General features: G+C 60.6%; 22 protein-coding genes. 9 read left to right on the plus strand and 13 right to left on the minus strand.

What is annotated here, in order from left to right; translation table 11 throughout:
* Positions 1 to 32 precede the first annotated feature (32 nt).
* Entirely contained in the window at positions 33 to 2,009 is a 1,977-nt protein-coding gene (locus tag B3N48_RS13790; protein ID WP_296184594.1) for a methyl-accepting chemotaxis protein, read from the minus strand.
* Between the two features lie 296 nt (positions 2,010 to 2,305).
* Positions 2,306 to 3,226, minus strand: coding sequence for a LysR substrate-binding domain-containing protein (locus B3N48_RS13795; RefSeq protein ID WP_296184596.1), 921 nt, complete (start codon positions 3,224 to 3,226; stop codon positions 2,306 to 2,308).
* 168 nt (positions 3,227 to 3,394) lie between these two features.
* Here B3N48_RS13795 and B3N48_RS13800 point away from each other — a divergent pair, with 168 nt between their 5' ends.
* The gene (locus B3N48_RS13800) at positions 3,395 to 4,777 is read left to right on the plus strand and encodes a NorM family multidrug efflux MATE transporter (protein WP_296185006.1); all 1,383 of its coding nucleotides are present in this window, start codon (positions 3,395 to 3,397) and stop codon (positions 4,775 to 4,777) included.
* A gap of 163 nt (positions 4,778 to 4,940) precedes the next feature.
* Here B3N48_RS13800 and B3N48_RS13805 read toward each other — a convergent pair whose 3' ends face one another.
* A complete protein-coding gene (locus B3N48_RS13805; RefSeq protein WP_296184598.1) occupies positions 4,941 to 6,608 on the minus strand; it encodes a putative bifunctional diguanylate cyclase/phosphodiesterase in 1,668 nt (555 codons plus the stop codon).
* 202 nt (positions 6,609 to 6,810) lie between these two features.
* On the opposite strand from B3N48_RS13805, the gene rep reads away from it, so the two are divergent.
* The 4 genes from rep to B3N48_RS13825 all read left to right on the plus strand — a co-directional run bounded on the left by rep (position 6,811) and on the right by B3N48_RS13825 (position 11,430).
* Positions 6,811 to 8,820, plus strand: a complete 2,010-nt coding sequence (gene rep / locus B3N48_RS13810; protein WP_296184599.1) for a DNA helicase Rep — start codon at positions 6,811 to 6,813, stop codon at positions 8,818 to 8,820.
* A 39-nt stretch (positions 8,821 to 8,859) separates the two neighbouring features.
* On the plus strand, positions 8,860 to 9,429 hold the full coding sequence (locus tag B3N48_RS13815; RefSeq protein ID WP_296184601.1) for a xanthine phosphoribosyltransferase: 570 nt from the start codon (positions 8,860 to 8,862) through the stop codon (positions 9,427 to 9,429).
* Positions 9,430 to 9,602: 173 nt separating this feature from the next.
* Positions 9,603 to 10,487, plus strand: a complete 885-nt coding sequence (locus B3N48_RS13820) for an MBL fold metallo-hydrolase (RefSeq protein WP_296184602.1) — start codon at positions 9,603 to 9,605, stop codon at positions 10,485 to 10,487.
* Positions 10,488 to 10,614: 127 nt separating this feature from the next.
* Positions 10,615 to 11,430, plus strand: a complete 816-nt coding sequence (locus B3N48_RS13825) for a sulfite exporter TauE/SafE family protein (RefSeq protein ID WP_296184603.1) — start codon at positions 10,615 to 10,617, stop codon at positions 11,428 to 11,430.
* Positions 11,431 to 11,588: 158 nt separating this feature from the next.
* Here the strand turns inward: B3N48_RS13825 and B3N48_RS13830 are convergent, their stop codons facing one another.
* From B3N48_RS13830 to dadA, 7 genes are all read right to left on the minus strand, one after another.
* Positions 11,589 to 13,514 carry an acetyl-CoA hydrolase/transferase C-terminal domain-containing protein gene (locus B3N48_RS13830; RefSeq protein WP_296184604.1) on the minus strand — a complete coding sequence of 642 codons (1,926 nt, stop codon included), beginning with the start codon at positions 13,512 to 13,514 and terminating at the stop codon, positions 11,589 to 11,591.
* A 118-nt stretch (positions 13,515 to 13,632) separates the two neighbouring features.
* Positions 13,633 to 13,932 (minus strand): DUF2845 domain-containing protein, encoded by a 300-nt coding sequence (locus B3N48_RS13835; RefSeq protein WP_296184605.1) that lies wholly within the window; start codon positions 13,930 to 13,932, stop codon positions 13,633 to 13,635.
* Positions 13,933 to 13,967: 35 nt separating this feature from the next.
* Positions 13,968 to 14,354, minus strand: coding sequence for a c-type cytochrome (locus B3N48_RS13840; protein ID WP_296185009.1), 387 nt, complete (start codon positions 14,352 to 14,354; stop codon positions 13,968 to 13,970).
* A 204-nt stretch (positions 14,355 to 14,558) separates the two neighbouring features.
* Positions 14,559 to 15,107 (minus strand): cupin domain-containing protein, encoded by a 549-nt coding sequence (locus tag B3N48_RS13845; protein WP_296184606.1) that lies wholly within the window; start codon positions 15,105 to 15,107, stop codon positions 14,559 to 14,561.
* A 148-nt stretch (positions 15,108 to 15,255) separates the two neighbouring features.
* Positions 15,256 to 16,329 carry an alanine racemase gene (gene alr / locus B3N48_RS13850; protein WP_296184608.1) on the minus strand — a complete coding sequence of 358 codons (1,074 nt, stop codon included), beginning with the start codon at positions 16,327 to 16,329 and terminating at the stop codon, positions 15,256 to 15,258.
* A 171-nt stretch (positions 16,330 to 16,500) separates the two neighbouring features.
* Entirely contained in the window at positions 16,501 to 16,854 is a 354-nt protein-coding gene (locus B3N48_RS13855) for a RidA family protein (protein WP_296184609.1), read from the minus strand.
* Positions 16,826 to 18,127, minus strand: coding sequence for a D-amino acid dehydrogenase (gene dadA, locus B3N48_RS13860; protein ID WP_296184610.1), 1,302 nt, complete (start codon positions 18,125 to 18,127; stop codon positions 16,826 to 16,828). Before dadA ends, B3N48_RS13855 begins: the two co-directional genes overlap by 29 nt.
* 154 nt (positions 18,128 to 18,281) lie before the next feature.
* Between dadA and dadR the strand changes: the two genes are divergently transcribed.
* Positions 18,282 to 18,770, plus strand: coding sequence for a transcriptional regulator DadR (dadR, locus tag B3N48_RS13865; RefSeq protein ID WP_296184611.1), 489 nt, complete (start codon positions 18,282 to 18,284; stop codon positions 18,768 to 18,770).
* Between the two features lie 45 nt (positions 18,771 to 18,815).
* Here the strand turns inward: dadR and B3N48_RS13870 are convergent, their stop codons facing one another.
* Entirely contained in the window at positions 18,816 to 19,169 is a 354-nt protein-coding gene (locus B3N48_RS13870) for a YkgJ family cysteine cluster protein (protein WP_296184612.1), read from the minus strand.
* Positions 19,170 to 19,355: 186 nt separating this feature from the next.
* Here B3N48_RS13870 and B3N48_RS13875 point away from each other — a divergent pair, with 186 nt between their 5' ends.
* Positions 19,356 to 20,645 (plus strand): NAD(P)/FAD-dependent oxidoreductase, encoded by a 1,290-nt coding sequence (locus B3N48_RS13875; protein ID WP_296184613.1) that lies wholly within the window; start codon positions 19,356 to 19,358, stop codon positions 20,643 to 20,645.
* Positions 20,646 to 20,821: 176 nt separating this feature from the next.
* Here the strand turns inward: B3N48_RS13875 and B3N48_RS13880 are convergent, their stop codons facing one another.
* A complete protein-coding gene (locus B3N48_RS13880; RefSeq protein WP_296185011.1) occupies positions 20,822 to 21,055 on the minus strand; it encodes a DUF1127 domain-containing protein in 234 nt (77 codons plus the stop codon).
* Positions 21,056 to 21,230: 175 nt separating this feature from the next.
* Here B3N48_RS13880 and B3N48_RS13885 point away from each other — a divergent pair, with 175 nt between their 5' ends.
* Together B3N48_RS13885 and B3N48_RS13890 are read left to right on the plus strand one after the other, a co-directional pair.
* Complete coding sequence (locus B3N48_RS13885; RefSeq protein ID WP_296184614.1) at positions 21,231 to 22,664, plus strand: PLP-dependent aminotransferase family protein; 1,434 nt, start codon at positions 21,231 to 21,233, stop codon at positions 22,662 to 22,664.
* A 45-nt stretch (positions 22,665 to 22,709) separates the two neighbouring features.
* Positions 22,710 to 24,302 carry a phospholipase D family protein gene (locus B3N48_RS13890; RefSeq protein ID WP_414704235.1) on the plus strand — a complete coding sequence of 531 codons (1,593 nt, stop codon included), beginning with the start codon at positions 22,710 to 22,712 and terminating at the stop codon, positions 24,300 to 24,302.
* Here the strand turns inward: B3N48_RS13890 and B3N48_RS13895 are convergent.
* Positions 24,299 to 25,444, minus strand: a complete 1,146-nt coding sequence (locus tag B3N48_RS13895; protein WP_296184615.1) for an MFS transporter — start codon at positions 25,442 to 25,444, stop codon at positions 24,299 to 24,301. The two genes, B3N48_RS13890 and B3N48_RS13895, sit on opposite strands and share 4 nt — an antisense overlap.
* Positions 25,445 to 25,467: the final 23 nt, after the last annotated feature.

Genomic DNA, 25,467 nt, shown 5'->3' on the forward strand with positions numbered 1-25,467 from the left:
GGCAGAATCAGAGTGTTCGAACCTGATAGGCCTTACCGAAACCGATCCACTTCCTTACGCAAATCCGCCGCCAATGCGTTCAACTCCTGCGCCGTCACGGCCAGGTTCGAGACCACTTCGCGCTGTTCGCTGTTGGCCAGCGCGATGCTTTGCAAATTGGCACTGAGTAGCGTCGCGGTGTTGCTTTGCTCTTGGGTCGCGGTGGTGATGGACGCGAATTGCTCGCCTGCCGAACGACTTTGTTCGTCGATCTGCGCCAGGGCTGCCGCGACTTTGGCGTTGCGCGCCAAGCCTTCCTGCATCAGCGCGTTGCCCTGTTCCATGGTGCTGATGGCGTTGCCGGTTTCCTGCTGAATGCTGGTGATCATGCCGGAGATTTCGTCGGTGGCCTGACGGGTGCGCGAGGCGAGATTGCGCACTTCATCGGCGACCACGGCAAAACCACGGCCTTGCTCCCCTGCCCGCGCAGCTTCGATGGCGGCGTTGAGGGCCAGCAGGTTGGTCTGTTCGGCGATGGAGGTGATGACGCTGACGATGCCGCCGATTTCCTGCGAGCGCTGACCAAGGATGTCGATCACGGCAGCAGTGCTGCCTAGCGAGCCGGCGATCTGTTCGAGGGAGGCCGACGCTTCTTCCATCGACGCTCGCCCAATGCGCGTCTGCTGGGCGTTGCCTTGGGCCAAGCGCTCGGTGTTGCCCATGTTATCGGCGATGGTCAGGGCCGTGGCGCTGAACTCTTCGACGGCACCGGCCATGCTGGTGATCTCGCCGGATTGTTGCTCCATGCCATCGTAGGCACCGCCCGACAGCCCGGACAGTGCCTGCGCACGTCCGCTGACTTCCTGCGCGGCGATACGAATGTGCGAGACCATGGTTTCCAGCGCCTGCCCCATCTGATTGAAGCTGCTGGCCAACTGGCCGATTTCGTCGTGGCGCGCGACGTTCAGGCGCACGCTCAGGTCGCCCGCACCCAAGGCTTCGGCCTGATTCACCAGGTCCGACAGCGGCCGCAATTTGCTGCGCAACAGCCAGATCGCAGAACCCACGGCAATCAGCATCGCCAGAAGGCTGCCGATCGCCAATTGCGTGCCGACGTTCCAGGTCACAGCGCTGATCTCAGCTTTGGGCATGGTCGCCAGCACCACCCAAGGCCCACCTGAGAACGGCTCTGCAACGGTGTAGAAATCGTCACCCGCGTCTTGCCAGAATCCGCCTTTGTTCGGAGTTTTGACGAATTCGGACAAGGTCTTGCTCGCCATATCCAGATCCTTCACGCCCGCAGGCGGTACCAGCCATTTGTTCTGTTCGTCGAGCAGCGCCAGCGAGCCGGTGGAGCCAATGCGAAAGCTCTTGAGGTTGTCGAACTGCGCCTTCTGCGCATCGGTGTAATCGAAGCCCACGAACAGCACGGCGATGACTTTGCCTGCCGCATCGCGCACCGGGGTGTATTGAGTCATGTATAGCCGGTCGAACAGCAGCGCGCGACCTACGTAACTCTGGCCGGCCAGCAGTTTCTCGTAGGCGGGGTGTTTGTGGTCAAGCACCGTGCCGATGGCTCGGGAGCCGTCCTGCTTACTCAATGAAGTGCTGATGCGGATGAAGTCTTCGCCGCTGCGCACGAACACCGTGGCTACACCGGCGGTCATCGCCCTGAACTCGTCGACTTCAGCAAAATCGTTGTTCAGAGGTTTGGCATTGAGCAACAGCGATGGCGTCTGAACCCCGGCCACTGCGATCTGCTGATCGGCTTGCAGCGTCAAGCCGCCGCTGAAGCGCTTCTCGAACAGCCCGCTCAACCGTTGGGTGCTGTCGCGCAAGGTGCTGTGGAAGGTATTGAGCTGGTCGGCCAACAACCGCGCTTCGCTGCCCATGTGCTCTTCGCGGATGACGAGGTTTGCCGAATCGAGCGAACGCAGGGCGAACAGGGTGCTGCCGCTGATGACGACCGCCAGAATGGCAGCCAGGGCAATGCCGAGTTGCGAGGCAATGCGGGCACGGGGTTGAGGCATAAAAGCTCCTTGCCGAACGACTCGATCGTCCTGACCTCAGGCACACCGTTCGGATAATTTCTAATAAAAGGTATCAATGGGGCCGATTGATTGTTGTCGGCACTGTAATAACACCTTCGGCTGACACAGAAAATACTTGAGTCCTACACGAGGTTATGAAGTGTCTACAGAGGGCGCGGGTTTTGGTGGGTGACGGCAGCGCTGTCAGTGTATGCGGCGTGCCAGGCTAACGACGGCGGCTCCCACAGGGCCAGCAAGCGACGCTCCTACAGCCGTCGGCCATGATCGAGCGACGCTCATTCCAATATCGTCACGTCCGGCAGTTCCATCGCCTGAACCTCGGCCTGCAGAAAGTCACTGAGTCGGCGCAGTCGTTCGCCGCCGGGGCGGGTTTTCGGCCAGACGAGGTAATAGTTTTCTCCGCTGACCACCGCAGTGCGCCACGGCAGGCTGAGTCGACCTTGCAGCACATCCTCGGCCACCATCAGCAGGTCGCCCATTGAAACCCCATACCCCCGCGCCGCCGCAATCATACCCAGCTCGAGCGTGTCGAAGACTTGCCCGCCTTTAAGCGACACCTGATCCGACAACCCCATACGCTCCAGCCAGCTGCGCCAATCCCTGCGGTCGGGCGTGGGATGCAACAGCTCGGCGTTGGCAAGCCGCGCGACGTCCCATGGCGCGTCGTCGAGCAGACTGGGAGAGCCCACCGGGATCAACAGTTCGGGAAACAGAAACGTTGCCTCCCAGTCCGGCGGGAAGTGCCCACGGCTGAGCAACACAGCGCAATCAAACGGCTCTTGAGCGAAATCGACGTGATCGATGTCCATCCACGCACTCGTCAATTGCACCTCATTGCCCACCTGCAAATGACGAAACCGACTCAGTCGCGCCAACAGCCAGCGCATCGTCAACGTCGACGGCGCCTTCATGCGCAGAATGCCCTCCTCGGCCATCAGCGCGCTGCACGCCCGTTCCAGCGCCAGAAAGCCCTCGCGAACACCCGGCAATAACTCCCGAGCCGCTTCGGTCAATTGCAAATTGCGCCCATTGCGACGAAACAGGCGACAGGCGAAGTGCTGTTCAAGGGTGTGAATGTGCCGACTGACTGCACTTTGCGTGATCGACAACTCTTCAGCGGCGCGCGTGAACGAGCTATGCCGGGCGGCGGCTTCGAATGCGCGCAGCGCATACAAGGGCGGAAGACTGCGAGGCATCGGATGCTTTCCTCTTGGGGTGAAGACGAATTCCGGGAATGTACCGGAAAAATCCCAGGATGAGTTTTACTCATGCCAATGATCGTATTTATCCCTTTGTGCATTGCTTCCTGAATCACGACAATGAGCCGCTCATTCATGCACTCCCCCCTCCCGAGCGCCACCGCCATGCAACAGAACGCCTTCAAAGAACTGTGGATCATCCTGCGCGTGGCCGGGCCGCTGATTGCGTCGCAAATGGCCCACATGCTGATGGTCTTCACCGACACCGTGATGATGGGCAAGCTCGGCCCAGAGTCGCTGGCCGGCGGCGGGCTGGGAGCGGCGAGCTACAACTTCGTTTCATTCTTCTGCGTGGGCGTGATGGCAGCGGTTGGCACATTAGTGGCCATTCGCAAAGGCGCCAACGACGATCTCGGCGCAACCCGGCTGACTCAAGCGGGACTTTGGCTGGCGTGGGGCATGGCGCTGGTCGCGGCAGTCATTCTATGGAACCTGACGCCAATCCTGCTGCACTTCGGTCAGGCCGAAGCCAACGTTCACATGGCCAGTCAATTCCTGCTCACCCTGCCGCTGGCGTTGCCGGGGTTGCTGAGCTTCATGGCGCTGCGGGGGTTCACCAGCGCATTGGGCCGCGCAACGCCAGTGATGGTGGTGAGCCTGGTCGGGGTCGCCGCCAATTTCGGGCTCAATTACGCGTTCATTTACGGGCTCTTCGGCTTGCCCCACTGGGGGCTGATGGGGATCGGGCTGGTTACGGCCATCGTCACCAACGGCATGGCCTTCGCGCTGTGGCTGCACATTCGCTACCACAAAGCGTATGCGGCCTATCCACTGCACAAAGACCTGATGAACCTGTCGAGCGCCAGCCTCAAAGAGCTGTGGCGACTGGGCCTGCCGATTGGCGGGACCTACGCAGTGGAGGTCGGACTGTTCACGTTCGCCGCGTTCTGCATGGGCGCGATGGGTAGCACGCAAATGGCCGCGCACCAGATCGCCCTGCAATCGGTGTCGATGGCGTTCATGATCCCCGTGGGCATTTCCTACGCAGTGACCATGCGCATCGGCCTGCATTACGGCGCCGGTCATCTGCTGTTGGCGCGCATGGCGGGTCGCGTGGGGATCGCGTTCGGCGGGCTGCTGATGCTGGCGTTCGGGATTCTGTTCTGGGTGGCGCCGCATCTGGTGATCGGGCTGTTCGTTGATCTCAACGACCCGAAATACCAGAGCGTCGTCGAACTGGCCGTGAAGCTGCTGGCGATTGCCGCGTGGTTCGAGATTCTCGACGGCACGCAAACCATCGCGATGGGTGCCATTCGCGGCTTCAAGGACGCCAAAACCACCTTCCTTATTGGCTTGGCGAGCTACTGGGTCGTCGGCGCGCCCTTGGCGTGGGGCCTGGGTTTCCTCGCCAATCAAGGGGCCGAAGGCGTGTGGTGGGGCTTGGCGGTGGGCTTGCTGTGTTCGGCAGTGGCCTTGAGCTACGCCTTTGAACGCAAGGTCGCCAAGCTGCTGCGTAAAGAAGCGACAGGCGTTGTGGTCATGGGCTGAGACACAGCATTACAACTGTAGGAACGTGGCTTGTCCCGCGATCTGCCGGGCACCGGCAGCAAACCCGGCAGATGCGGTGTGTCAGCTGTAACAAGTAGCCTTGAATGACTGCCGCGTTGCGGCAGATCGCGGGACAAGCCACGCTCCTACAAAGCGCCGATACCTACAACCCCAGCGTCACCCGCCCTTTCTTATCGAACGTCAGATAATCCAGCAACTCCGACAACGCCAGCGGATGGCTGATGAGATACCCCTGCGCCTGATCGCATCCGAAGCTGCGCAGGAGTGTCAGCTGTTCCGGCGTTTCGACGCCTTCCGCCACCACTTCCAGACTCAAGTTGTGCGCCAGGTTGATCATGGCGTGCACCAGCTTGCGGTTTTCCTCGCGCTGCTCCATTTCGCCGACAAAGCTTTTGTCGATCTTGAGCAAGGTGATCGGCAGGCTGTTGAGGTGCACGAACGATGAAAACCCGGTACCGAAATCATCCAGCGAGAAACGCACGCCCAACCGCCCCAGCGCATCCATGGTCTGCTGGACCAGATCGCTGCGGCGCATGACCGCCGTTTCGGTGAGTTCGAACTCCAGCCACTGCGCGTCGATCCCGCGATCACTGATCAAACGGCTCAACGTCGGCAATAGCTGGTTGTCCTGAAACTGGCGAAACGACAGGTTGATCGCCATGTGCAGCGGTGGCAGGCCTTTTTCGCGCAAGGTCTGCATGTCGCGCAGCGCGCGGGAAATGACCCAGTAGCCCAACGGCACGATCAACCCGCTTTGCTCGGCCAGCGGCACAAACTCGCTCGGTGGCAACAGACCGCGCTCGGAATGGCGCCAGCGCACGAGGGCTTCAAGCCCGAGGATTTTTCCGGAATTCAGGCACAGGCGCGGCTGGTAATGCAGCTCCAGCTCATCACGGCGCAAGGCGCGGCGCAGCTCGCTTTCCAGATCAGCAAGGCTGCGGGCGTTGCGATTGATGCGCTCGTTGAAGACGTGAAACGTGCAGCCCTGAACGCCCTTGGCTTGTTGCATCGCGATGTGCGCGTGCCACATCAAAGGGTCGGCGCCTGCGTCGGCTCGCGCATGGGCAATTCCCAGACTGCAACCGATGAGCAGGCTTTCGCCATCGACCCAATAAGGCTCGGACAGCGCTTCGGTAATGCGCTCGGCCATCCATACGGCACGATCCGGCGCACGTCGGGTATCAATCAGCAGCGCAAATTCGTCACTGCCCAGACGCGCCAGTTGATCGCAGGCTTCGAGCTGCCCCTTCAGTCGCGCCACGACCTGAAGGATCAAGCGATCCCCAGCCTGATGGCCCAGTGCATCGTTCGCCCGGCGGAAGTTGTCGAGGTCCAGATGCCCCAGCGCCAGGCCACGGCCATCGAACTCGGCCAGACGCGCCGCGAGGAGGGTCTGAAAGCCCTGCCGGTTGGCGATTCCGGTTAGCGGGTCCTGCTCGGCCAGTCGCTGCAGGGTGTTTTCCAGCAGCCCCCGTTCGCGCACATGGCGCAGGCAGCGACGCAGGCTTTGGGTGTTCAGGCTGTCGCGGATCAGCCAGTCGCTGACGCCCAGCGGATCGGTATCAGGTTCGACATCGAGCAGCAGCACGGTCGGCCAATTGCATTGACCGGCTGCAGGCTGTAACGCGGGCGGGGTGAACAGGATGAAAGAGTGCGTAGGGTCAAGGGAGTCGCCAATAGCATCCCAGCTCGACACGCAGTCGAGAAACACCGCTTCCCCCAAGGGGGCCAGGCACTCGCGCAATATAGCTGGCCATTCCGGCGTGTCCGCCAGAAGCAGCAAGCGCAAGGGTTCGACAGGCGTAGACAAGCTAGCTCCCCACACAAACGAAAGACACCGGCGCCCCTCGAACGAGGGTCGCCAAACGCGGTAATTCGCCGCGAGATGCGCAAATGTAACAAAACGGCGAAATATAGATAGCGCGGCGCATCACAGTGTCGGACGGACACCGCACAAACCTTCGACCCTGTTAAAATGCCCGCCCATTTTGCAAGCGATCCCCCTTTTCCCCATGTCCCGACTCAATCCCCGGCAACAAGAAGCCGTGAACTACGTCGGCGGCCCTCTTTTGGTGCTCGCCGGTGCAGGCTCCGGCAAGACCAGCGTGATCACACGCAAGATTGCCCACCTCATTCAAAACTGCGGTATCCGTGCGCAGTACATCGTCGCCATGACCTTCACCAACAAGGCGGCGCGCGAGATGAAGGAGCGGGTCGGCACCCTGCTGCGCGCCGGTGAGGGGCGCGGCCTGACCGTTTCCACCTTCCACAACCTCGGCTTGAACATCATACGCAAGGAACATGCGCGCATGGGTTACAAGCCGGGTTTCTCGATCTTCGACGAGACCGACGTCAAGGCGTTGATGACCGACATCATGCAGAAGGAATACTCGGGCGACGACGGCGTCGACGAGATCAAGAACATGATCGATTCCTGGAAAAACGACTTGATCCTGCCTGCAGAAGCCCTGGCCAACTCGCGCAACCCCAAGGAGCAGACCGCCGCCATCGTCTACACCCACTACCAGCGCACGCTCAAAGCGTACAACGCGGTGGACTTCAACGACCTGATCCTGCTGCCGGTGAAGCTGTTCCAGGAACACGCCGACATTCTCGAAAAGTGGCAGCACAAGGTCCGCTACCTGCTGGTGGACGAATACCAGGACACCAACGCCAGTCAGTATCTGCTGGTGAAAATGCTTATCGGCACCCGCTGCCAGTTCACCGTGGTGGGTGACGACGACCAGTCGATTTACGCTTGGCGCGGCGCCCGACCGGAAAACCTGATGCTGCTCAAGGGCGACTACCCATCGCTGAAAGTCGTCATGCTGGAGCAAAACTATCGCTCCACCAGCCGCATTCTGCGTTGCGCCAACGTGCTGATCGCCAACAACCCCCACGCGTTCGAGAAACAGCTGTGGAGCGAAATGGGCCACGGCGACGAGATCCGCGTGATTCGCTGCAAGAACGAAGACGCCGAAGCCGAGCGCGTGGCGGTCGAGATCCTCAGCCTGCACCTGCGCACGGACCGGCCCTACAGCGATTTCGCGATCCTCTATCGCGGCAACTATCAGGCCAAACTGATCGAGCTGAAGCTTCAGCATCACCAGATTCCGTATCGACTGTCGGGGGGCAACAGCTTCTTCGGGCGTCAGGAAGTGAAAGACCTGATGGCCTACTTCCGCCTGCTGGTGAACCCGGACGACGACAACGCCTTCCTGCGGGTGATCAACGTGCCGCGCCGGGAAATCGGCTCGACGACGCTGGAAAAGCTCGGCAACTACGCCACTGAACGCAAAGTCTCGATGTACGCCGCCACCGACGAAATCGGCCTTGGCGAGCATCTGGACAGTCGCTTCACCGACCGCCTCAAGCGCTTCAAGCACTGGATGGACGGCGTGCGGCAACAATGCGCGACCCAGGACCCGATTGCCGCCCTGCGCAGCATGGTCATGGACATCGATTACGAGAACTGGATTCGTCAGAACAGCTCCAGCGACAAGGCCGCCGATTACCGCATGGGCAACGTGTGGTTCCTGATCGAAGCGCTGAAGAACACCCTGGAGAAAGACGAAGAAGGCGGCATGACCATCGAAGAGGCCATCGGCAAGCTGGTCCTGCGCGACATGCTCGAACGCCAACAGGAAGAGGAAGACGGTGCCGAAGGTGTGCAGATGATGACCTTGCACGCCTCAAAGGGTCTGGAATTTCCCTACGTGTTCATCATGGGCATGGAAGAGGAAATCCTCCCGCACCGCTCCAGCATCGAGGCCGACACCATCGAGGAAGAGCGGCGCCTGGCCTACGTGGGCATCACCCGCGCGCGTCAGACCCTGGCGTTTACCTTTGCGGCCAAGCGCAAGCAGTACGGCGAGATCATCGACTGTCTGCCCAGTCGCTTCCTCGACGAACTGCCCCCGGACGATCTGGCCTGGGAAGGCAACGACGACACACCGACCGAAGTGAAAGCCGTACGCGGCAATACGGCATTGGCGGACATTCGCGCCATGCTGAAAAGATAACCCGACATTTCGCGCCTTTGCGCCCCGAGGAACAGCAACGTGGAAGCACTGCACAAGAAAATTCGCGAGGAAGGCATCGTACTTTCCGACCAGGTATTGAAGGTCGACGCGTTTCTGAACCATCAGATCGACCCGGTCCTGATGCAGCAGATCGGTGACGAGTTCGCCACGTTGTTCGCTGATTCGGGCATCACCAAGATCGTCACCATCGAAGCCTCGGGCATCGCCCCGGCGGTGATGACCGGCCTGAAGCTGGGCATCCCGGTGATCTTCGCGCGCAAGCATCAATCGCTGACGCTGACCGAAAACCTGTTCTCGGCCAACGTTTATTCGTTCACCAAGCAGACCGAAAGCACGATTGCCATTTCTACCCGTCACCTGACCAGCAGCGACCGCGTGCTGATCATCGACGACTTCCTGGCCAACGGTAAGGCGTCGCAGGCGCTGATTTCGATCATCAAACAGGCCGGCGCCAGCGTGGCGGGCTTGGGCATCGTGATCGAGAAGTCATTCCAGGGCGGCCGCGCGGAACTGGACGCGCAGGGTTATCGTGTAGAGTCGCTGGCACGGGTCAAATCGTTGAACGGTGGTGTGGTGACGTTCGTCTGATCTACAGAAAACGGATTCCCTGTAGGAGCGTGGCTTGTCCCGCGACCGACGGGGGAACCCGTCGTAACACCGATAAACTTGCTATGCCAGACACACCCTGCATACCGGATTTACGACTGTTTCCCAGCCGGTCGCGGGACAAGCCACGCTCCTACAGTTAACGGAGGCAACCTATGAACATCGGTGAAAAACTGAGCGTAGAGGCGTTCTTCGACCCACACACCTGGACCATCAGCTATCTGGTTCTGGACCGCTCGACCCTCAAGGCCGCGCTGATCGACAGCGTGCTGGATTACGACCCGAAATCCGGTCGCACCAAGACCGAGTCGGCGGACAAACTGATCGCCCGCGTGCGAGAGCTCGGGGTGTCGGTGGAGTGGATTCTGGAAACCCACGTTCACGCCGATCATGTTTCTGCGGCGGCTTACCTGAAGGAACAGCTCGGCGGCACCGTCGCCATCGGCAGCCACATCACGCGCGTGCAGAAAGTCTTCGGCACGCTGTTCAACGCCAAAGGCGAGTTCGCCCGCGACGGCAGCCAATTCGATCGGTTGCTGGAGGATGACACGCATTTCCAGATCGGCACCCTGCAGGCCCGCGCAATGCACACCCCCGGTCACACACCCGCGTGCATGACCTACCTGATCGAAGCCAATGGTGAGACCGTGGCGTTTGTCGGCGACACGCTGTTCATGCCGGATTACGGCACGGCGCGCTGTGACTTTCCCGGCGCCGATGCACGCATGCTGTACCGCTCGATTGGCAAGATCCTCGCTCTGCCGCCACAGACGCGCCTGTTCATGTGCCACGACTACCTGCCCAACGGTCGTGAGCTGATGTACATGACCACCGTCGCCGAGCAGCGGGCCAACAACATTCACATTCACGAAGGGATCGACGAAGACGCCTTCGTGCAAATGCGTGAAAAGCGCGACGCGACCCTCGACATGCCGGTGCTGATCCTGCCGTCGGTGCAGATCAACATGCGCGGCGGCCACATGCCGGAGCCCGAAGACAACGGTGTGCGGTACCTGAAAGTGCCGATCAATGCGTTGTGATGCCTGAGGTGCAGTCACTTGAACGTGTGGGCGTTAGCGTGCTCGGGGCGGCCATCGGATGAAGAGGCCAATGCACTCTCAGCATCCTTCAAGTTTGAAAATCAGCCTCATCTGAAATCCATTGAATATGAATGAACACGAACTGATCGGAGCCGGCCTCGGCACGGTCATTGGAGCGGTACTCGCGCTGACGGGCGCGGGCGGTGGGATTCTTGCAGTGCCGCTGTTGGTGTTTGGTCTGGGCCTGTCGATGGTTGAAGCAGCCCCGGTCGGGCTGTTGGCCGTGGGTCTGGCATCAGCGGTGGGGGCACTGCTGGGGTTGCGTCAGGGAATCGTGCGGTATCGCGCAGCGCTGTTCATTGCCGGGATCGGCATCTGCCTGTCGCCCGTGGGGCTTTGGCTGGCCCATCAGGTGCCCAACACGCCGTTGGCGCTGGGGTTTTCGATGGTGCTGCTGTATGCCTGCGGGCGCATCTTCAGAAAAGCCAGCCTGGAACTGCGTTACGGCAAACCGGCGGAACGTGCCGGATTCTTGCCTTGCGTGCTCAATCCCCTCGAAGGCCGACTGCGCTGGACCCTGCCCTGCGCGCGCTTTCTGGCGATCACCGGAATGCTGTCGGGATTGCTCTCGGGCTTGCTGGGCGTCGGCGGCGGCTTCGTGATCGTCCCGGCACTGACCCGCTACACCGACCTGAACCTGAAAAGCATCGTGGCGACCTCACTGGCTGTGATCGCGTTGGTGTCCACCGGCAGCGTGATCACCGCGAGTGTCACCGGCGCCATGCACTGGGCCGTGGGCCTGCCGTTCGCGGCGGGTGCCGTGGTCGGGTTGATGGCCGGCCGGCAAGTGGCGCGGTTTCTCGCCGGCCCGCGCTTGCAGCAGCTGTTCGCGATCAGCGGGTTCTGCGCGGCGGCGCTGCTGATCATCAAGTCTGTCTCCTGACGCCCCTTGGGGATGCACCTATCTGTCGCGCCTGACACAACTCCGAGTGGGAGTGAGCTTGCTCGCGATGACGGTGTGTCAGTCACCGAGCAAGCGCCAGACCGCGTCATCGCGAGCCAGCTCACCCCTACAAGAGGGTCGCGGGCGATGCCGGGTGGCTAGCCAACCGTCGCCTGCAACCCCGCCAACAACAGCCGCTGATACAACTCTTCGCGCAAACCCTGCGGGTCATCCAGCCCCATACGCTGCAGGTGCTCGGGAAATGCGCTCGGGTCCGGCGCTTCTAGGGTTGCCTTGCCCAGTTCAATGATCTCCGTGAGTTTGAATTTGCTCTTCAACCAGTTGAGCGCGCGCAACAGGTCTCGCTCTTCAGCGCTGAAATCACTGCCCAGCGGGTATTCGACGAACAGCCCCGGGAAACCGTCGCGTATGGCCTTCAGCCGTTCGGGCGTGTTGTGGGTAAACAGCGGGTCCAGGCGAAAGCCCTTCGGCAATTTGCCGGCTTTCTGCGCCTGATCGATCAACCCCGGCTGAAAGCGCGAATCGGTGATATTGAGCAACGCCTCGATCACCGCGGCGTCGGTCTTGCCGCGCAAATCGGCGATGCCGTATTCAGTGATGACGATGTCCCTCAGATGTCGGGGAATGGTCGTATGGCCATACTCCCACACGATGTTGGAGCTGACCTCGCCGCCCGACTCACGCCAACTGCGCAGGATCAAGATCGAACGCGCGTCTTCCAGCGCATGGGCCTGAGCGACAAAGTTGTACTGCCCTCCCACGCCGCTGACGACGCGCCCGTCCTCCAATTGATCAGAGACCGCAGCGCCCAGCAGCGTGACGGTGAAGGCACTGTTGATGAAGCGCGCATCCCGTCTTTGCAGGCGCTTGAGGGTTTCATCGCCGTACAACTCGTTGATGTAGCTGATGGCGGTCATGTCGATCTGCGCCATCTGCGCGGGCGAAAACTCGCGCAGACGCTCGTAAAAGCTGCGTGGCCCCAGAAAGAACCCGCCATGGATCAGCACGCCGTTGTCATGGATGGCTTCGTCAAGCGCGCCTTCGTTGGCCAGGGTTTGCAACTCGATGGTGGGATACACCTTGCGCCGGATGATCCCTGCGTCCAGCAATACCAAGAGGCCGTTGACCAACATCTCACTGCACCCGTACAAGCCTGCCGCAAACGGCATGACCCCGCCTTCGGCATCGATCAGCGGCTTCCAGGTGGAAATGCCATCCAGCTCGGCCAGGCACGCACGGTACGTTTCGTTATCGGCCTGTCGCGCCAGCAATGCGGCGGTCAGGGCGTCGCCCATCGAGCCGATGCCAATCTGCAACGTGCCGCCATCGCGCACCAGCGTGCTGGCATACAGGCCAATAAAGTGATCCTGAATGCCCACCGGCATATTGGGCGTAGAGAACAGCGTGCTGCGGTCCTCGTATTCGATCAGCAGGTCAAACGTGTTGACGCTGACCTCGGCGTGGCCCGGCATGTACGGCAGATCGGCGTGCACATGGCCGAGCACCAGTCCAGGCTCCCCGGCCGCGCGGCGTTTTTCCAGCATCGGCAGCAGGTCAAGGGTGATGTCCGGGTTACAGCTGAGGCTTCTATAATCGGGACGTTGCGGGTCGTACGCGATCAATTGCGCGATGAGGTTCAGGCCACTGGCGTTGATGTCTCGCGCGGCGTGGGTGTAATTGCTGCTGACGTAATCTTGCTGCGCCTGCGCACTGCCCAGCAGACTGCCAGGCTGCATGAAGAACTGCTCGACCTGAACGTTCGGCGGCAGGTTGCTTTTGTGCAGATCGGCGAGGAAATCCAGCTCGGGATAATCGCCGAACACACGCTCCAGAAACGGCTCGAGAAAGCGCCCCTGCAAACCGTCGCCCGCTTTCGGACGACCGAGACACAACGCGGTGTAGATCGTCAGTTGCCGGTCCGGCAGGGATTTAATGCGGGCATACAGCGCGTTGGCGAAGCGATTGGGCTTCCCCAGCCCCAATGGCATCCCCATGCGAATGTGCGTCGGCAGCTCGGCCAACACGTGATCGACGGCTTGCTCGATCGAGCAGGAATGCGGCATCCGGCCTCTCCTGAATTGTTATTCGATGGAGCTTGGACCGGGCATGCGCGGGAATTGCTGCATGAATGCGGTTACCCAAACAGCCATCGCACGCAAGCTCACTTCCACAAAAATCCGATCAATCCCGCCGGGTATCGATCTTCACCAGTTTGTCTTCGATGAACTTGAGGTGCTGAAACGCGCCATTGCGCGGGCCGTAGACCCACAGGCTGACTTTGACAGGATTTACACGCCGACCATTGTTGATGCGCGCCACTGGCACCTGGTCAACGCTGCTGTCAGGTGACCCACATTTCTCGCGCACCACGGCAGCCGTGTCGCCCAAGCTGATCAGCGCAGTGCCGCAGCGCATCGTGGCGTTCGCAGTGCCTGCGAACAGCAACAGGGAAAACCCCAACAACCATGACGCTCTGAACATCCGACGGTATTTCCCTGAATCGTGACTTACAACCATCAAAGCCCCGACATTTTCTTGATCGCGCCTTTCAATTCCTCATCCGAGCAATCGGCGCAAGTGCCTCTCGGGGGCATGGCGTTGATGCCGCTGATCGCCTTGGCCAACAAGCCATCAAGGCCGCCCTGTTCCTTGGTGCGCTTGTCCCACTCGACGCCGTCGCCGACTTTCGGCGCGCCCAATAAACCGGTGCCGTGGCAGGTGATGCAGTGTTTGCTAATGACGTCATCTGGAGACTTGGTGCCACTCGCACCGCCCGCAGTCGCAGCAACGTCCAAACCCGGACATTCCTTACCCTGAATGCAGACTTGTCCGACTGGTTCCAGCCGTTTGGCGAGGTCACCTCGCGTCGAGGCCTGAGCAGCAAACGCCCAGTAGGCGAGCATCGCAAGGGTAATCAGGATCTGACGGGTAGGGCTCACGCTTTTACCCTCATGGTGCTATCACGTCGCGGCGGTTACGGTCGTATGCAGGTGGCGAAAGTATAGCTCGTCGGTCGTCGCAGCCCATGACGCAGGGTTGTCAGCGCATCGGGCTTGGGTCTGGAGCAGAGCCTTGCCCCCGCCGATGCAGGGGATGAGGTTTGCTGCTCAGAAATTCGCGGGCGTCGCCGCGCTGATGAGACGCGCCGGGGCGTCGAACGGATTGCGAAAGCGATGGGGCCGGGTGCTTTCAAAATAGTAGCTATCACCCACTTCCAGCACATAGGTATCGAGCCCGACGACCAGTTCGAGGCGCCCCTCAATCAGAATCCCGGTTTCTTCGCCTTCGTGAACGAGCATTTCTTCACCGGTGTCGGCGCCTGGCGGGTAGACCTCGGTCAAAAACGCGATCGCTCGATCGGGATGGGATTTGCCGACCAGCTTCATGGTGACAGCGCCGTCTGAAATATCGATCAGTTCGCTGGCCTTGTAGACCACTTGGGTCGGGTTTTCCGGCTCAAGCTCTTCGGAGAAGAACTCCACCATGGACATCGGAATGCCGCCCAGCACCTTGCGCAGAGAGCTGATCGAGGGGCTGACGCTGTTTTTCTCGATCATGGAAATGGTGCTGTTGGTCACGCCCGCTCTTTTGGCGAGTTCACGTTGCGACAGACCTTTGAGTTTGCGAATGGATTGCAGTCGTTCACCGACGTCCAATGCGGGAGTCCTCTTGGTAATCAAGCACGGTCAAGTGGTCGCCATGATGGCAACAGCGTTCAGTATTTACAACACTTGAGCCATGGCCGGATCAGCAAAGAGACTGGCGACCGCCAAGGGCCGCGTCGGGATACATGGCGCGCGCGTCTCAGGCCTCGGTATAGACCCTTGGGACGCGTTTCAGATTGCATAAAATCTGATAAGGAATCATGCCTGCATGGGCTGCCAGGTCGCTGACCCGTACGTTTTTGCCCCACAGTTCAACGCGGCTGCCAAGACCCGCGCTCGGCACATGAGTGAGGTCCACACACAACATGTCCATCGACACCCGACCCAGCAATTGACTGCGCTGGCCGTCGATCATCACCGGCGTGCCGGTCGGTGCCTGACGCGGATATCCGTCGGCGTAACCCACCGCAACCACGCCGATGCGCATGGTGCGGTCGGTGACGAACGTGCCGCCATACCCAATAGGCTCACCGGCGGGCAGCTCGCGCACGCTGATGACTTTTGATTCCAGCGTCATCACCGGCTGCAAACGATCGGCCACCGACTGAGGCTGATCGAAGGGGGTTGCGCCGTACAGCATGATCCCAGGACGAACCCAGTCGCTCGGCACACTTGGCCAACCCATGACCCCTGGCGAGTTACGCAAGCTGACTTCGACGCCCAATCCTGCTGCTGCCGAGCGGAATATGGCGACCTGTTCGTCAGTGCGCGCGCTGTCCAGCTCATCGGCGCGGGCGAAGTGAGTCATCAGCACGACCTTGCCGACCTTGTTCGTCGCCATCAAACGTTGGTAGGCCGATGGGTATTCAGCAGGGTGAATGCCGACGCGGTGCATGCCCGAATCCATTTTCAGCCAGACATTCAACGGTTTGCCGACGGTGGTTTTTTCGATGGCCTCCAACTGCCAGAGCGAATGCACCACGCACCAAAAATCATGCTCGACGATCAACGGCAGCTCATCGGCCTCGAAAAAACCCTCTAGCAGCAGAACCGGTGCACGAATCCCGGCTTGCCGCAGTTCCAGCGCTTCCTCGATGCAGGCCACGGCGAAACCATCCGCCTCGGTTTCGAGCGCCTGTGCCACACGCACTGCTCCATGTCCGTAGGCATCGGCTTTGATCACGGCAAGGGCCTTAGCCCCCGTCGTTTCACGGGCCAATTGGTAATTGTGGCGCAGGGCTTGAAGATCGATGACAGCGCGGGATGGACGCATGGGTGGGGCTTCTTGATCAAAGAGTTGGGACCTGTAGGAGCGTGGCTTGTCCCGCGATTGACTGCGTAGCAGTCACAAAATCAGGCGTATGGGCAGTGTCAGACACACCGCGGGCACCGATTTCACGACGGGTTCCCCGCCGATCGCGGGACAAGCCACGCTCCTACAGTACTAGGGCAATGCAGCGATAACCGATATCTCGATCAGCACATTGGGTGCGGCCATCTTGGCTTCGACGGTGGCCCGGGCAGGCGCGACCCCTTTTGCCAGCCAGGTGTCCCAGATGCCGTTCATGGCGGCGAAGTGGGAGTCGATGTCTTTCAGGTAGATCGTGACCGACAGCAGTCTGCTTTTATCGGTACCCGCGAGATCCAGCAGGCGCTCAATGTTGCCCAGCACCTCACGGGTCTGCTGCTCGATACCCGACGTCAGATCGTTGCCCACTTGCCCGGCGAGATACACGGTGCCGTTGTGGATAACGACTTGGCTCATGCGTTCATTGGTGAGCTGGCGTTGTACTGACATGCTTGGCGATCTCCTTGGCGCTTCCGTAGCGCGAAATATCGAGGCCTTCGGCGCTGATCTGCGGTTTTTTGCGGGCGATCAGATCGGCCAGCAAACGACCGGAGCCGCAAGCCATGGTCCAGCCCAGTGTTCCGTGGCCGGTGTTAAGGAACAGATTGCGATACGGCGTAGCCCCGACGATGGGCGTGCCGTCCGGCGTCGTAGGGCGCAAGCCGGTCCAGAAACTGGCCTCGCTCAGATCGCCGCCCTGAGGATAAAGATCGTTGACGATCATCTCCAGCGTTTCGCGGCGGCGGGGGTTGAGCGACAAGTCAAACCCGGCAATTTCCGCCATGCCGCCGACGCGGATGCGATTATCGAAACGGGTGATCGCGACCTTGTACGTCTCGTCCAGAATGGTCGACGTCGGCGCCATGGCCGGGTTGGTAATCGGCACCGTCAGCGAGTAACCCTTGAGTGGATAAACCGGCGCCTTGATGCCCAGCGGCTTCAGCAGTTGCGGCGAGTAGCTGCCCAGGGCAAGGACGTAGCGGTCAGCCGTTTCGAGCTCGCCGTTGACGCGCACACCATTGATCCGGTCGCCTGCGAAATCAATCGACTCAATGGACTGGCCGAAACGGAATTCCACACCCAACGTCACACACATCTCGGCCAGCCGAGTCGTGAACAGCTGGCAGTCGCCGGTCTGATCGTTCGGCAACCGCAGCGCACCGCTCAGGATGTTGCTGACACTGGCCAAGGCAGGCTCGACGCGGGCGATGCCCTCGCGGTCGAGTACCTCATAAGGAACGCCGGCCTGCTCAAGAACGGCGATGTCTTTGGCCGCATTGTCCAGCTGTTCCTGGGTGCGGAACAGTTGAGTCGTGCCCAGACTACGGCCCTCGTAAGCGATACCGGTCTCGGCGCGCAGTTCGTCGAGGCAGTCCCGGCTGTACTCGGACAGCCGCACCATGCGCTCTTTGTTCACGGCATAGCGGCTTTGGGTGCAGTTGCGCAGCATCTGCGCCATCCACAGGTATTGATTGATGTCAGCGGTCGCTTTGATGGCCAATGGCGCGTGACGTTGCAGCAACCATTTCATGGCCTTGAGGGGCACACCCGGTGCGGCCCAGGGCGAGGCGTAGCCAGGCGATACCTGCCCGGCGTTGGCGAAGCTGGTTTCCAGCGCGGCAGCGGGTTGACGATCAACGACCGTGACCTCGAAACCCGCGCGAGCCAGGTAGTAAGCACTGGTAACACCGATCACGCCACTTCCAAGGACCAGAACGCGCATGTTATTTCCCTCATCGCGGATTTCCGCTGACGTTTTGAAGTTTCAAGCAAAGATGTGCGCAGTATAAAAAGCATCGAGCAGTGTATTTCACTTTATAAATGCCTATATTCAGCGTTAACTCTCGGCAACCAACGTATTCGTAGAGGGGGTTTCGATGCGCACTCAACACCAGTCAAAACGTGAGTTGGATAAAATCGATCGCAACATCCTGCGCATCCTGCAAACCGACGGCAGAATTTCCTTCACGGAGTTGGGCGAACGTGTGGGGTTGTCCACTACGCCCTGCACGGAGCGGGTCCGCAGGCTTGAGCGCGAAGGCATCATCATGGGCTACAACGCCCGTCTCAATCCGCAAAACCTGAAGGCCAGCCTGCTGGTGTTCGTGGAGATCAGCCTGGACTACAAATCGGGGGACACCTTCGAGGAATTTCGGCGGGCAGTGCTCAAACTGCCGCATGTGCTGGAGTGCCATTTGGTGTCAGGGGATTTCGACTATCTGGTGAAGGCACGCATTTCCGAGATGGCGTCTTACCGCAAGCTGCTGGGCGACATTCTGCTCAAGCTGCCCCACGTGCGGGAATCCAAGAGCTACATCGTGATGGAAGAGGTGAAAGAGAGTTTGAATTTGCCTATTCCGGAATAGGAAAACCCGCTCCCAAAGGTAGGAGCGCGCTTGCACGCCGGGTGATTACACCAAGACCTGCCGCGTCGACGCGATGAACTCGTGTACCTGCTTTTCAACGCGCGGGTGAATCAAGGTCTCGGGACGTCGGCCGTTGGGGCATGGCAGGCTCGCCGTAGTGCCGAATAGGCGGCAGATCAACGGGCGCTCGTCGTAGACCGTGCAACCGTTCGGCCCAAGATGCACGCAATTGAGCTCACTGAGCGCAGCTTCCTGCTCGGCAACCGTCTTACGCGGCAAGCGGGCCATTTCCTCGGACGAGGTGGTCACTGGCCCACAACAATCGTGACAGCCCGGCACACATTCGAACGACGGAATCTGCCGCCGCAAATCGCGGATTTTCTGGCTGTTGCAGCTCATCGCGTGAGATTTCCCTGTGAAAGCCGACATTGTGCCCCAAGCGAGTCGCAAACAGACAGGGAGCGCCCGGTCCCCCGAAGATTGATGAGTGGCAGGGTCACGCTCAAGACCGGATACCTTGCTCCTCCTACTTACCCCCGCTACGCTCCGTCAAATTTTCCAAACAGTCACGCAGGGACCGACCGCATGAATGCTTCCCGCCATGCCGCTTCGTACTACGCCGCCAGCAGCCAGCCACAGCCTGACCACCCGGCCCTTGCAGGCGAACTGAGCGTCGACGTGTGCGTAGTCGGTGGCGGGTTTTCGGGGCTGAACACAGCCATCGAACTGGCCGAGCGCGGCATGAGCGTGGCAGTGCTGGAAGCGCACAAAATCGGCTGGGGGGCGAGTGGACGCAATGGTGGCCAGTTGATTCGGGGCGTGGGTCATCATGTCGAGCGCTTTCGCGAGGTGATCGGCGCCGAAGGCGTGCGCCAGCTCAAGCTCATGGGTCTTGAGGCGGTGGAGATCGTTCGTCAGCGCGTCGAAAAGTATCAGATCGATTGCGACCTGACGTGGGGCTACTGCGATCTGGCCAACAAACCCAAGGAGTTCGCGGGCTTCGCCGACGACGTCGAAGAGTTGCGCAGCCTGGGCTATCAGCGCGACCTGCAACTGATTCAGCCCGGGGACATCCGCAGCGTAATCGACTCCGGCAACTACGCCGGCGGCCTGCTGGACATGGGCTCGGGCCATCTGCACCCGCTGAACCTGGCGCTGGGCGAGGCACGGGTGGCGCAATCCTTGGGTGTGCAATTGTTTGAACACTCTGCCGTCACCCGCCTGGAGTATGGGCCGCAGGTGAAGGTGCACACCGCACAAGGCACGGTGCGCGCCCATACGCTGGTGCTGGGGTGCAACGCCTATTTGAATGGGCTCGATCCAACGCTCAGCGGCAAAATCCTCCCAGCCGGCAGTTACATCATCGCCACCGAGCCGCTGAGCGGGTCCCTTGCCCGCCAATTGCTGCCCCGCAATACCGCCATGTGCGACCAGCGTGTGGCGGTGGATTACTTCCGGCTTTCAGCGGATCGACGCCTGCTGTTCGGCGGTGCTTGCCACTACTCCGGGCGCGACCCGCAGGACATTGGCGCGTACATGCAGCCGAAGATGCTCAAGGTGTTTCCGCAGCTCAAGGACGTGAAAATCGATTTTCAGTGGGGCGGGATGATCGGCATCGGGGCCAATCGATTGCCGCAGATCGGACGTCTCAAGGAGCATCCGAACGTGTTCTATGCGCAGGCTTATTCAGGGCACGGCCTGAACGCTACACACTTGGCGGGTAAGTTGCTGGGCGAGGCCATCAGCGGCCAGCAAAGCGGAGGATTTGATCTCTTCGCCAAGGTCCCGCACATGACGTTTCCGGGCGGTAAACATTTGCGTTCGCCGTTATTGGCGTTGGGGATGCTTTGGCATCGGATGAAGGAATGGGCGTAAGGCAACCGTATATGTAGGAGCGTGGCTTGTCCCGCGATCGGCGGGGGACCCGTCGTGAAACCTGCCAACTCGGCCTATCAGGCAGTTTCATGCCGCCTGATATTGCTGCCGGTTCCCGGCAGATCGCGGGACAAGCCTCGCTCCTACAAAAAAGCAGTTCGCATCCTTGAACCTCTTCACCCCCTCCAAAACGGTTTCATCCCTTCATGCCGCGCCTGCTCATACGTCAAACCCACATCACGCAGCTGTTCATCCGTAAGCGCCAACAACGCCTCACGCGTGCGCCGACGATGCTGAAACAGGCCCCACAGACTCAGCCCTTTCGGAGCGTTGACCCGCACCGATGGCTCTTGCTGCTCATACAGTTCACGCGCATACAGCGTTAATCGAACATCACTTATCCCGCTCATCTCATACACCTCATCATGGGTTTCAAGTGATTCCATGATGCGTCTGTATGGAAAACCATTACAGATCCAACAAATTAGAATTTTTTGCATACAGATTGCACCCAACGCAACCTGAATGCTGTATTTTCGCCAGATCTGTAACGGTCATCCGATAGCATTCCGCGGGAGCAGCGCCATGACCCTCTATGTGAATCTTGCCGGACTGCTCGGCTCACGCATCGAAAACGGCTTTTATCGCCCGGGTGATCGTCTGCCCTCAGTTCGCGCATTGAGCCTGGAACACGGCGTCAGCCTGAGCACCGTTCAGCAGGCGTACCGGCTATTGGAAGACAACGGTCTGGCCTCGCCCCGTCCGAAGTCTGGGTATTTCGTGCCCGCTGGCCGTAAGACGCCCGCACTCCCCGCTGTAGGACGCCCGGCACAACGGCCTGTGGATATCTCCCAATGGGACCAAGTGCTGGAACTGGCTCGCGCGACGCCCAGCCCGGACGTCGTGCAATTGGCGCGGGGCATGCCCGACGTCACCAGCCCGACGTTGCGCCCACTGACTCAGGCCCTCGGCAAAATCAGCCGCCGCCACGACATGCCAGGCCTGTATTACGACAATATCTACGGGACCGAATCCCTGCGTACGCAAGTCGCGCGTTTGCTGCTGGACTCCGGCACCCGCATCGATCCGAACGATCTGGTGATCACCACAGGCGCACAAGAAGCCTTGGCGGTGAGCATTCGTTCGATTTGCCAGCCCGGCGACATCGTGGCCGTCGATTCCCCCAGCTTTCACGGGGCCATGCAAGCGCTGAAGGGCTTGGGCATGAAGGCGCTGGAAATCCCGACCGACCCCATCACCGGTATCAGCCTCGACGCGCTCGAACTGGCACTCGAACAGTGGCCGATCAAAGCCATACAGCTGACCCCGAGCTGCAACAACCCCATGGGCTACAACATGCCGGAAGAGCGCAAGCGGGCCTTGCTGACCCTCGCCCAGCGCTTCGATGTGGCGATCATCGAAGACGATGTGTATGGCGACCTGGCGTACACCTATCCACGCCCGCGCACGATCAAATCCTTCGACGAAGACGGCCGCGTCCTACTCTGCAGTTCGTTCTCGAAGACGTTGGCGCCAGGCCTGCGTGTTGGCTGGATTGCGCCGGGCCGCTATCTGGACCGTGTGCTGCACATGAAATACATCAGCACCGGCTCTACAGCGACTCAGCCGCAGCTGGCAATTGCCGACTTCTTGAAGAACGGCCACTACGAGCCCCACATGCGTCGGATGCGCGGCCAATATCAGCGCAGCCGGGATTTGATGACCGATTGGGTCACTCGCTATTTCCCGGAGGGCACTCGGGTCAGTCGCCCCCAAGGGGGATTCATGCTGTGGATCGAAATGCCTGAAGACTTCGACTCGCTACGCCTCAACCGCGCCTTACAGGATCAGGGCGTACAGATTGCGGTCGGCAGCATTTTTTCGGCCTCCGGCAAATACAGAAACTGCCTGCGCATGAACTTCGCCGCCAAGCCCACGCCACAGATCGAGGAGGCGGTTCGGAGAGTCGGGGCGACGGCAGCGCGGCTCATGGCGCAGGCTGAAACCCTGGTGACTTAACCTTTTGCGGAAAATGCGGTCATATCGCCATGACATGACTTGCGGATGATGCCGTTGACGAAAACCTGGACTCTGCCCTTCTTCCTGGCCTATGCCCTCGGCGTCAGCGGCTGCGCGACCTCCCCCTCGCAACAGGACGGGCCGAGCCAGGCGCTGCCGGCGTCGGCATCATCTTTTGGACGCTCGATTCTGGCCGAAGCCGCGCCTTATGGCGGACGCTCGGGCTTCCGGTTGCTCCCTAACAGCACCGAGGCTTTCATAGCCCGTGCCGAGCTGATTCGAAACGCCAAGACCAGCCTAGATTTGCAGTACTACATCGTCCACGATGGCCTCAGCACGCGAGCGTTGATCGACGAATTGCTGAAAGCCGCCGACCGGGGCGTGCGAGTGCGCATCCTGTTGGACGACACCACCAGCGACGGCCTGGACGAAGTCATGGCCACCCTCGCCGCTCACCCGAACATTCAGATTCGCCTGTTCAACCCGCTCAATCTGGGACGCAGCACCGGGGCCACGCGGTCGCTGGGCCGCCTCTTCAATCTGTCGCAGCAGCATCGGCGCATGCACAACAAGCTGTGGTTGGCGGATAGCGCAGCGGCCATCGTCGGCGGGCGTAATTTGGGTGACGAGTATTTCGACGCCGAACCGAACCTCAACTTCACCGACATCGACATGCTCGGCGTCGGGCCGGTGGCCGAGCAGTTAAGCCACAGTTTCGACCAGTATTGGAACAGCACGCTGAGCAAACCGGTGGCTGATTTCATTTACTGGCCGCCTGACACCAAGGACCTTGCCGACGCGCGCAAGCGACTGGACGCCTCGCTGGATCAGGCGCACGTCGAGAAGAAAGCGCTGTACGAACGATTGATGGCCTACAAAGACCACCCGCGGCTAAAGACGTGGCTAAACGAGCTGATCTGGGCGCATAACCAGGCACTGTGGGACGCGCCGACCAAAGTGTTGTCCCGGGGTGATCCCGATCCACACTTGCTGTTGACCACGCAGCTAAGCCCTGACCTTTTGAGCGTGCATCAAGAGCTGATGATGATCTCGGCTTACTTCGTGCCGGGCCCTCAAGGTTTGACGTATCTCACAGGCCTGTCGGACAAGGGCGTTTCCGTGAACCTGCTGACCAATTCATTGGAAGCCACGGACGTCCCTGCGGTCCACGGGGGTTACGCGCCCTACCGCAAGGCGTTGCTGGCCCACGGCGTCAAGCTGTTCGAACTGCGCCGTCAGCCCGGCGATCCGAGCAACGCGGCAGGCAGCGGGCCGAAGTTCCTGAAGACCAAAACGCTTAAGGGCGGCTCCGAGTCGAGTCTGCACAGCAAGGCGATGATTTTTGATCGACAGAAAATCTTCGTCGGCTCGTTCAACTTCGACCCCCGCTCAGTGCTATGGAACACCGAAGTAGGCGTGTTGGTGGACAGCCCCGAACTCACCGAATCTTTGCGCGAGCTGGCGCTGCAAGGTATGGCGCCAGCGGTCAGCTATCAGGCCAAACTGGAGAACGATCGCGTGGTGTGGGTGACCGAGGACAACGGCAAGATGCACACCCTGTACAAGGAGCCTGGCGACTGGTGGCGCCGGCTGAACGCCTGGTTCAGCAGCGCCGTGGGACTGGAAAGGATGCTTTAAACGGCGACTGGCTGCGCCCCGAATGCCTTGGGGCGTTGCGACAGAATCACTAACCCTAACGCGCCCGCCGCCATCAGCAGTGGCAGCGCCTGGCCGCTGATCCATTGGCTGCCTGCTCCGGCCGCCAGCGGTCCCAGCAGACAGCCAACACCCCAAAGCTGCGCGACGTGGGCATTGGCTCTCACCAGTGCGTCGTCGCGGTAACGCTCGCCAATCAAAATAAGCGACAACGTGAACAACCCGCCCGCGCTGGCGCCGAACAGTACCCAAAGCGGCCAGATGGCGATCGTGTCTACCAATATCGGGATCGCCAGGCTCGACAACATCAGCGCCAGCGCACAGCCGGAGAACAGGCCTCGCCGGGAAATTTTATCGGCCAAGGCGCCAATCGGCAGTTGCAGCAACGCATCCCCCACCACCACGGTGCTGACCATCGCCAACGCAATCTCGGGCGTGAAACCCTGTTGCAGACAATACACCGGCAGCAGCGTCAGAATCATCGCTTCGAAGCCGGCGAACAATGCGATCGCCCATGCGATGGCGGGCATTTTCTGACAGAAGCCTCCGAGGTCTCGCAGGGAAACGTGGCTCGATTCAGCACTTGGCGCGCCCGAACGGCCCAGCAGCAGGAAGGGTGAGATGGCGAGCAGCGCGGTACCGACCCAGAATCCGTAGTCGTGTTCGGTGCCCATCGCGCCCAACAATAAAGGGCCGCCCAGCTGACTCAAGGCATAGCCGCTGCCGTACAGCGCGACGAGCTTGCCTCGTAGGTTTTCGGTCACCAGTTGGTTGATCCAGCTCTCGCCAAGGATGAACACCATGGTCAGGATCACGCCGAGCATCAGGCGCAACACCAGCCAGATCCAGTAATGCGGCAGCAGCGCCAAGAGACCGACCGAGAGCGATCCGCCCCATAAACACAGGCGCATCACGTTCGCGGTCCCCAACGCCGACGCCAACCGGCTCGCTAGGCTGGCGCCCAGCAACACGCCAATCGCAGGCATCGCCGCCATGACGCCGATGGCAAATGCGCCATAACCCCAGGATTCCAGGCGCAACGACACCAGCGGCATGCTCACGCCCAGCGCCAGACCGACGCTGAGCACGGACGACAACACCGCGAAATAAGTACCCCAACGCATTACCACGCTCCTGTGGCCAAGGG

Origin of the sequence: Pseudomonas sp. UBA1879, assembly GCF_002338065.1 — a bacterium.
Taxonomy (GTDB): domain Bacteria; phylum Pseudomonadota; class Gammaproteobacteria; order Pseudomonadales; family Pseudomonadaceae; genus Aquipseudomonas.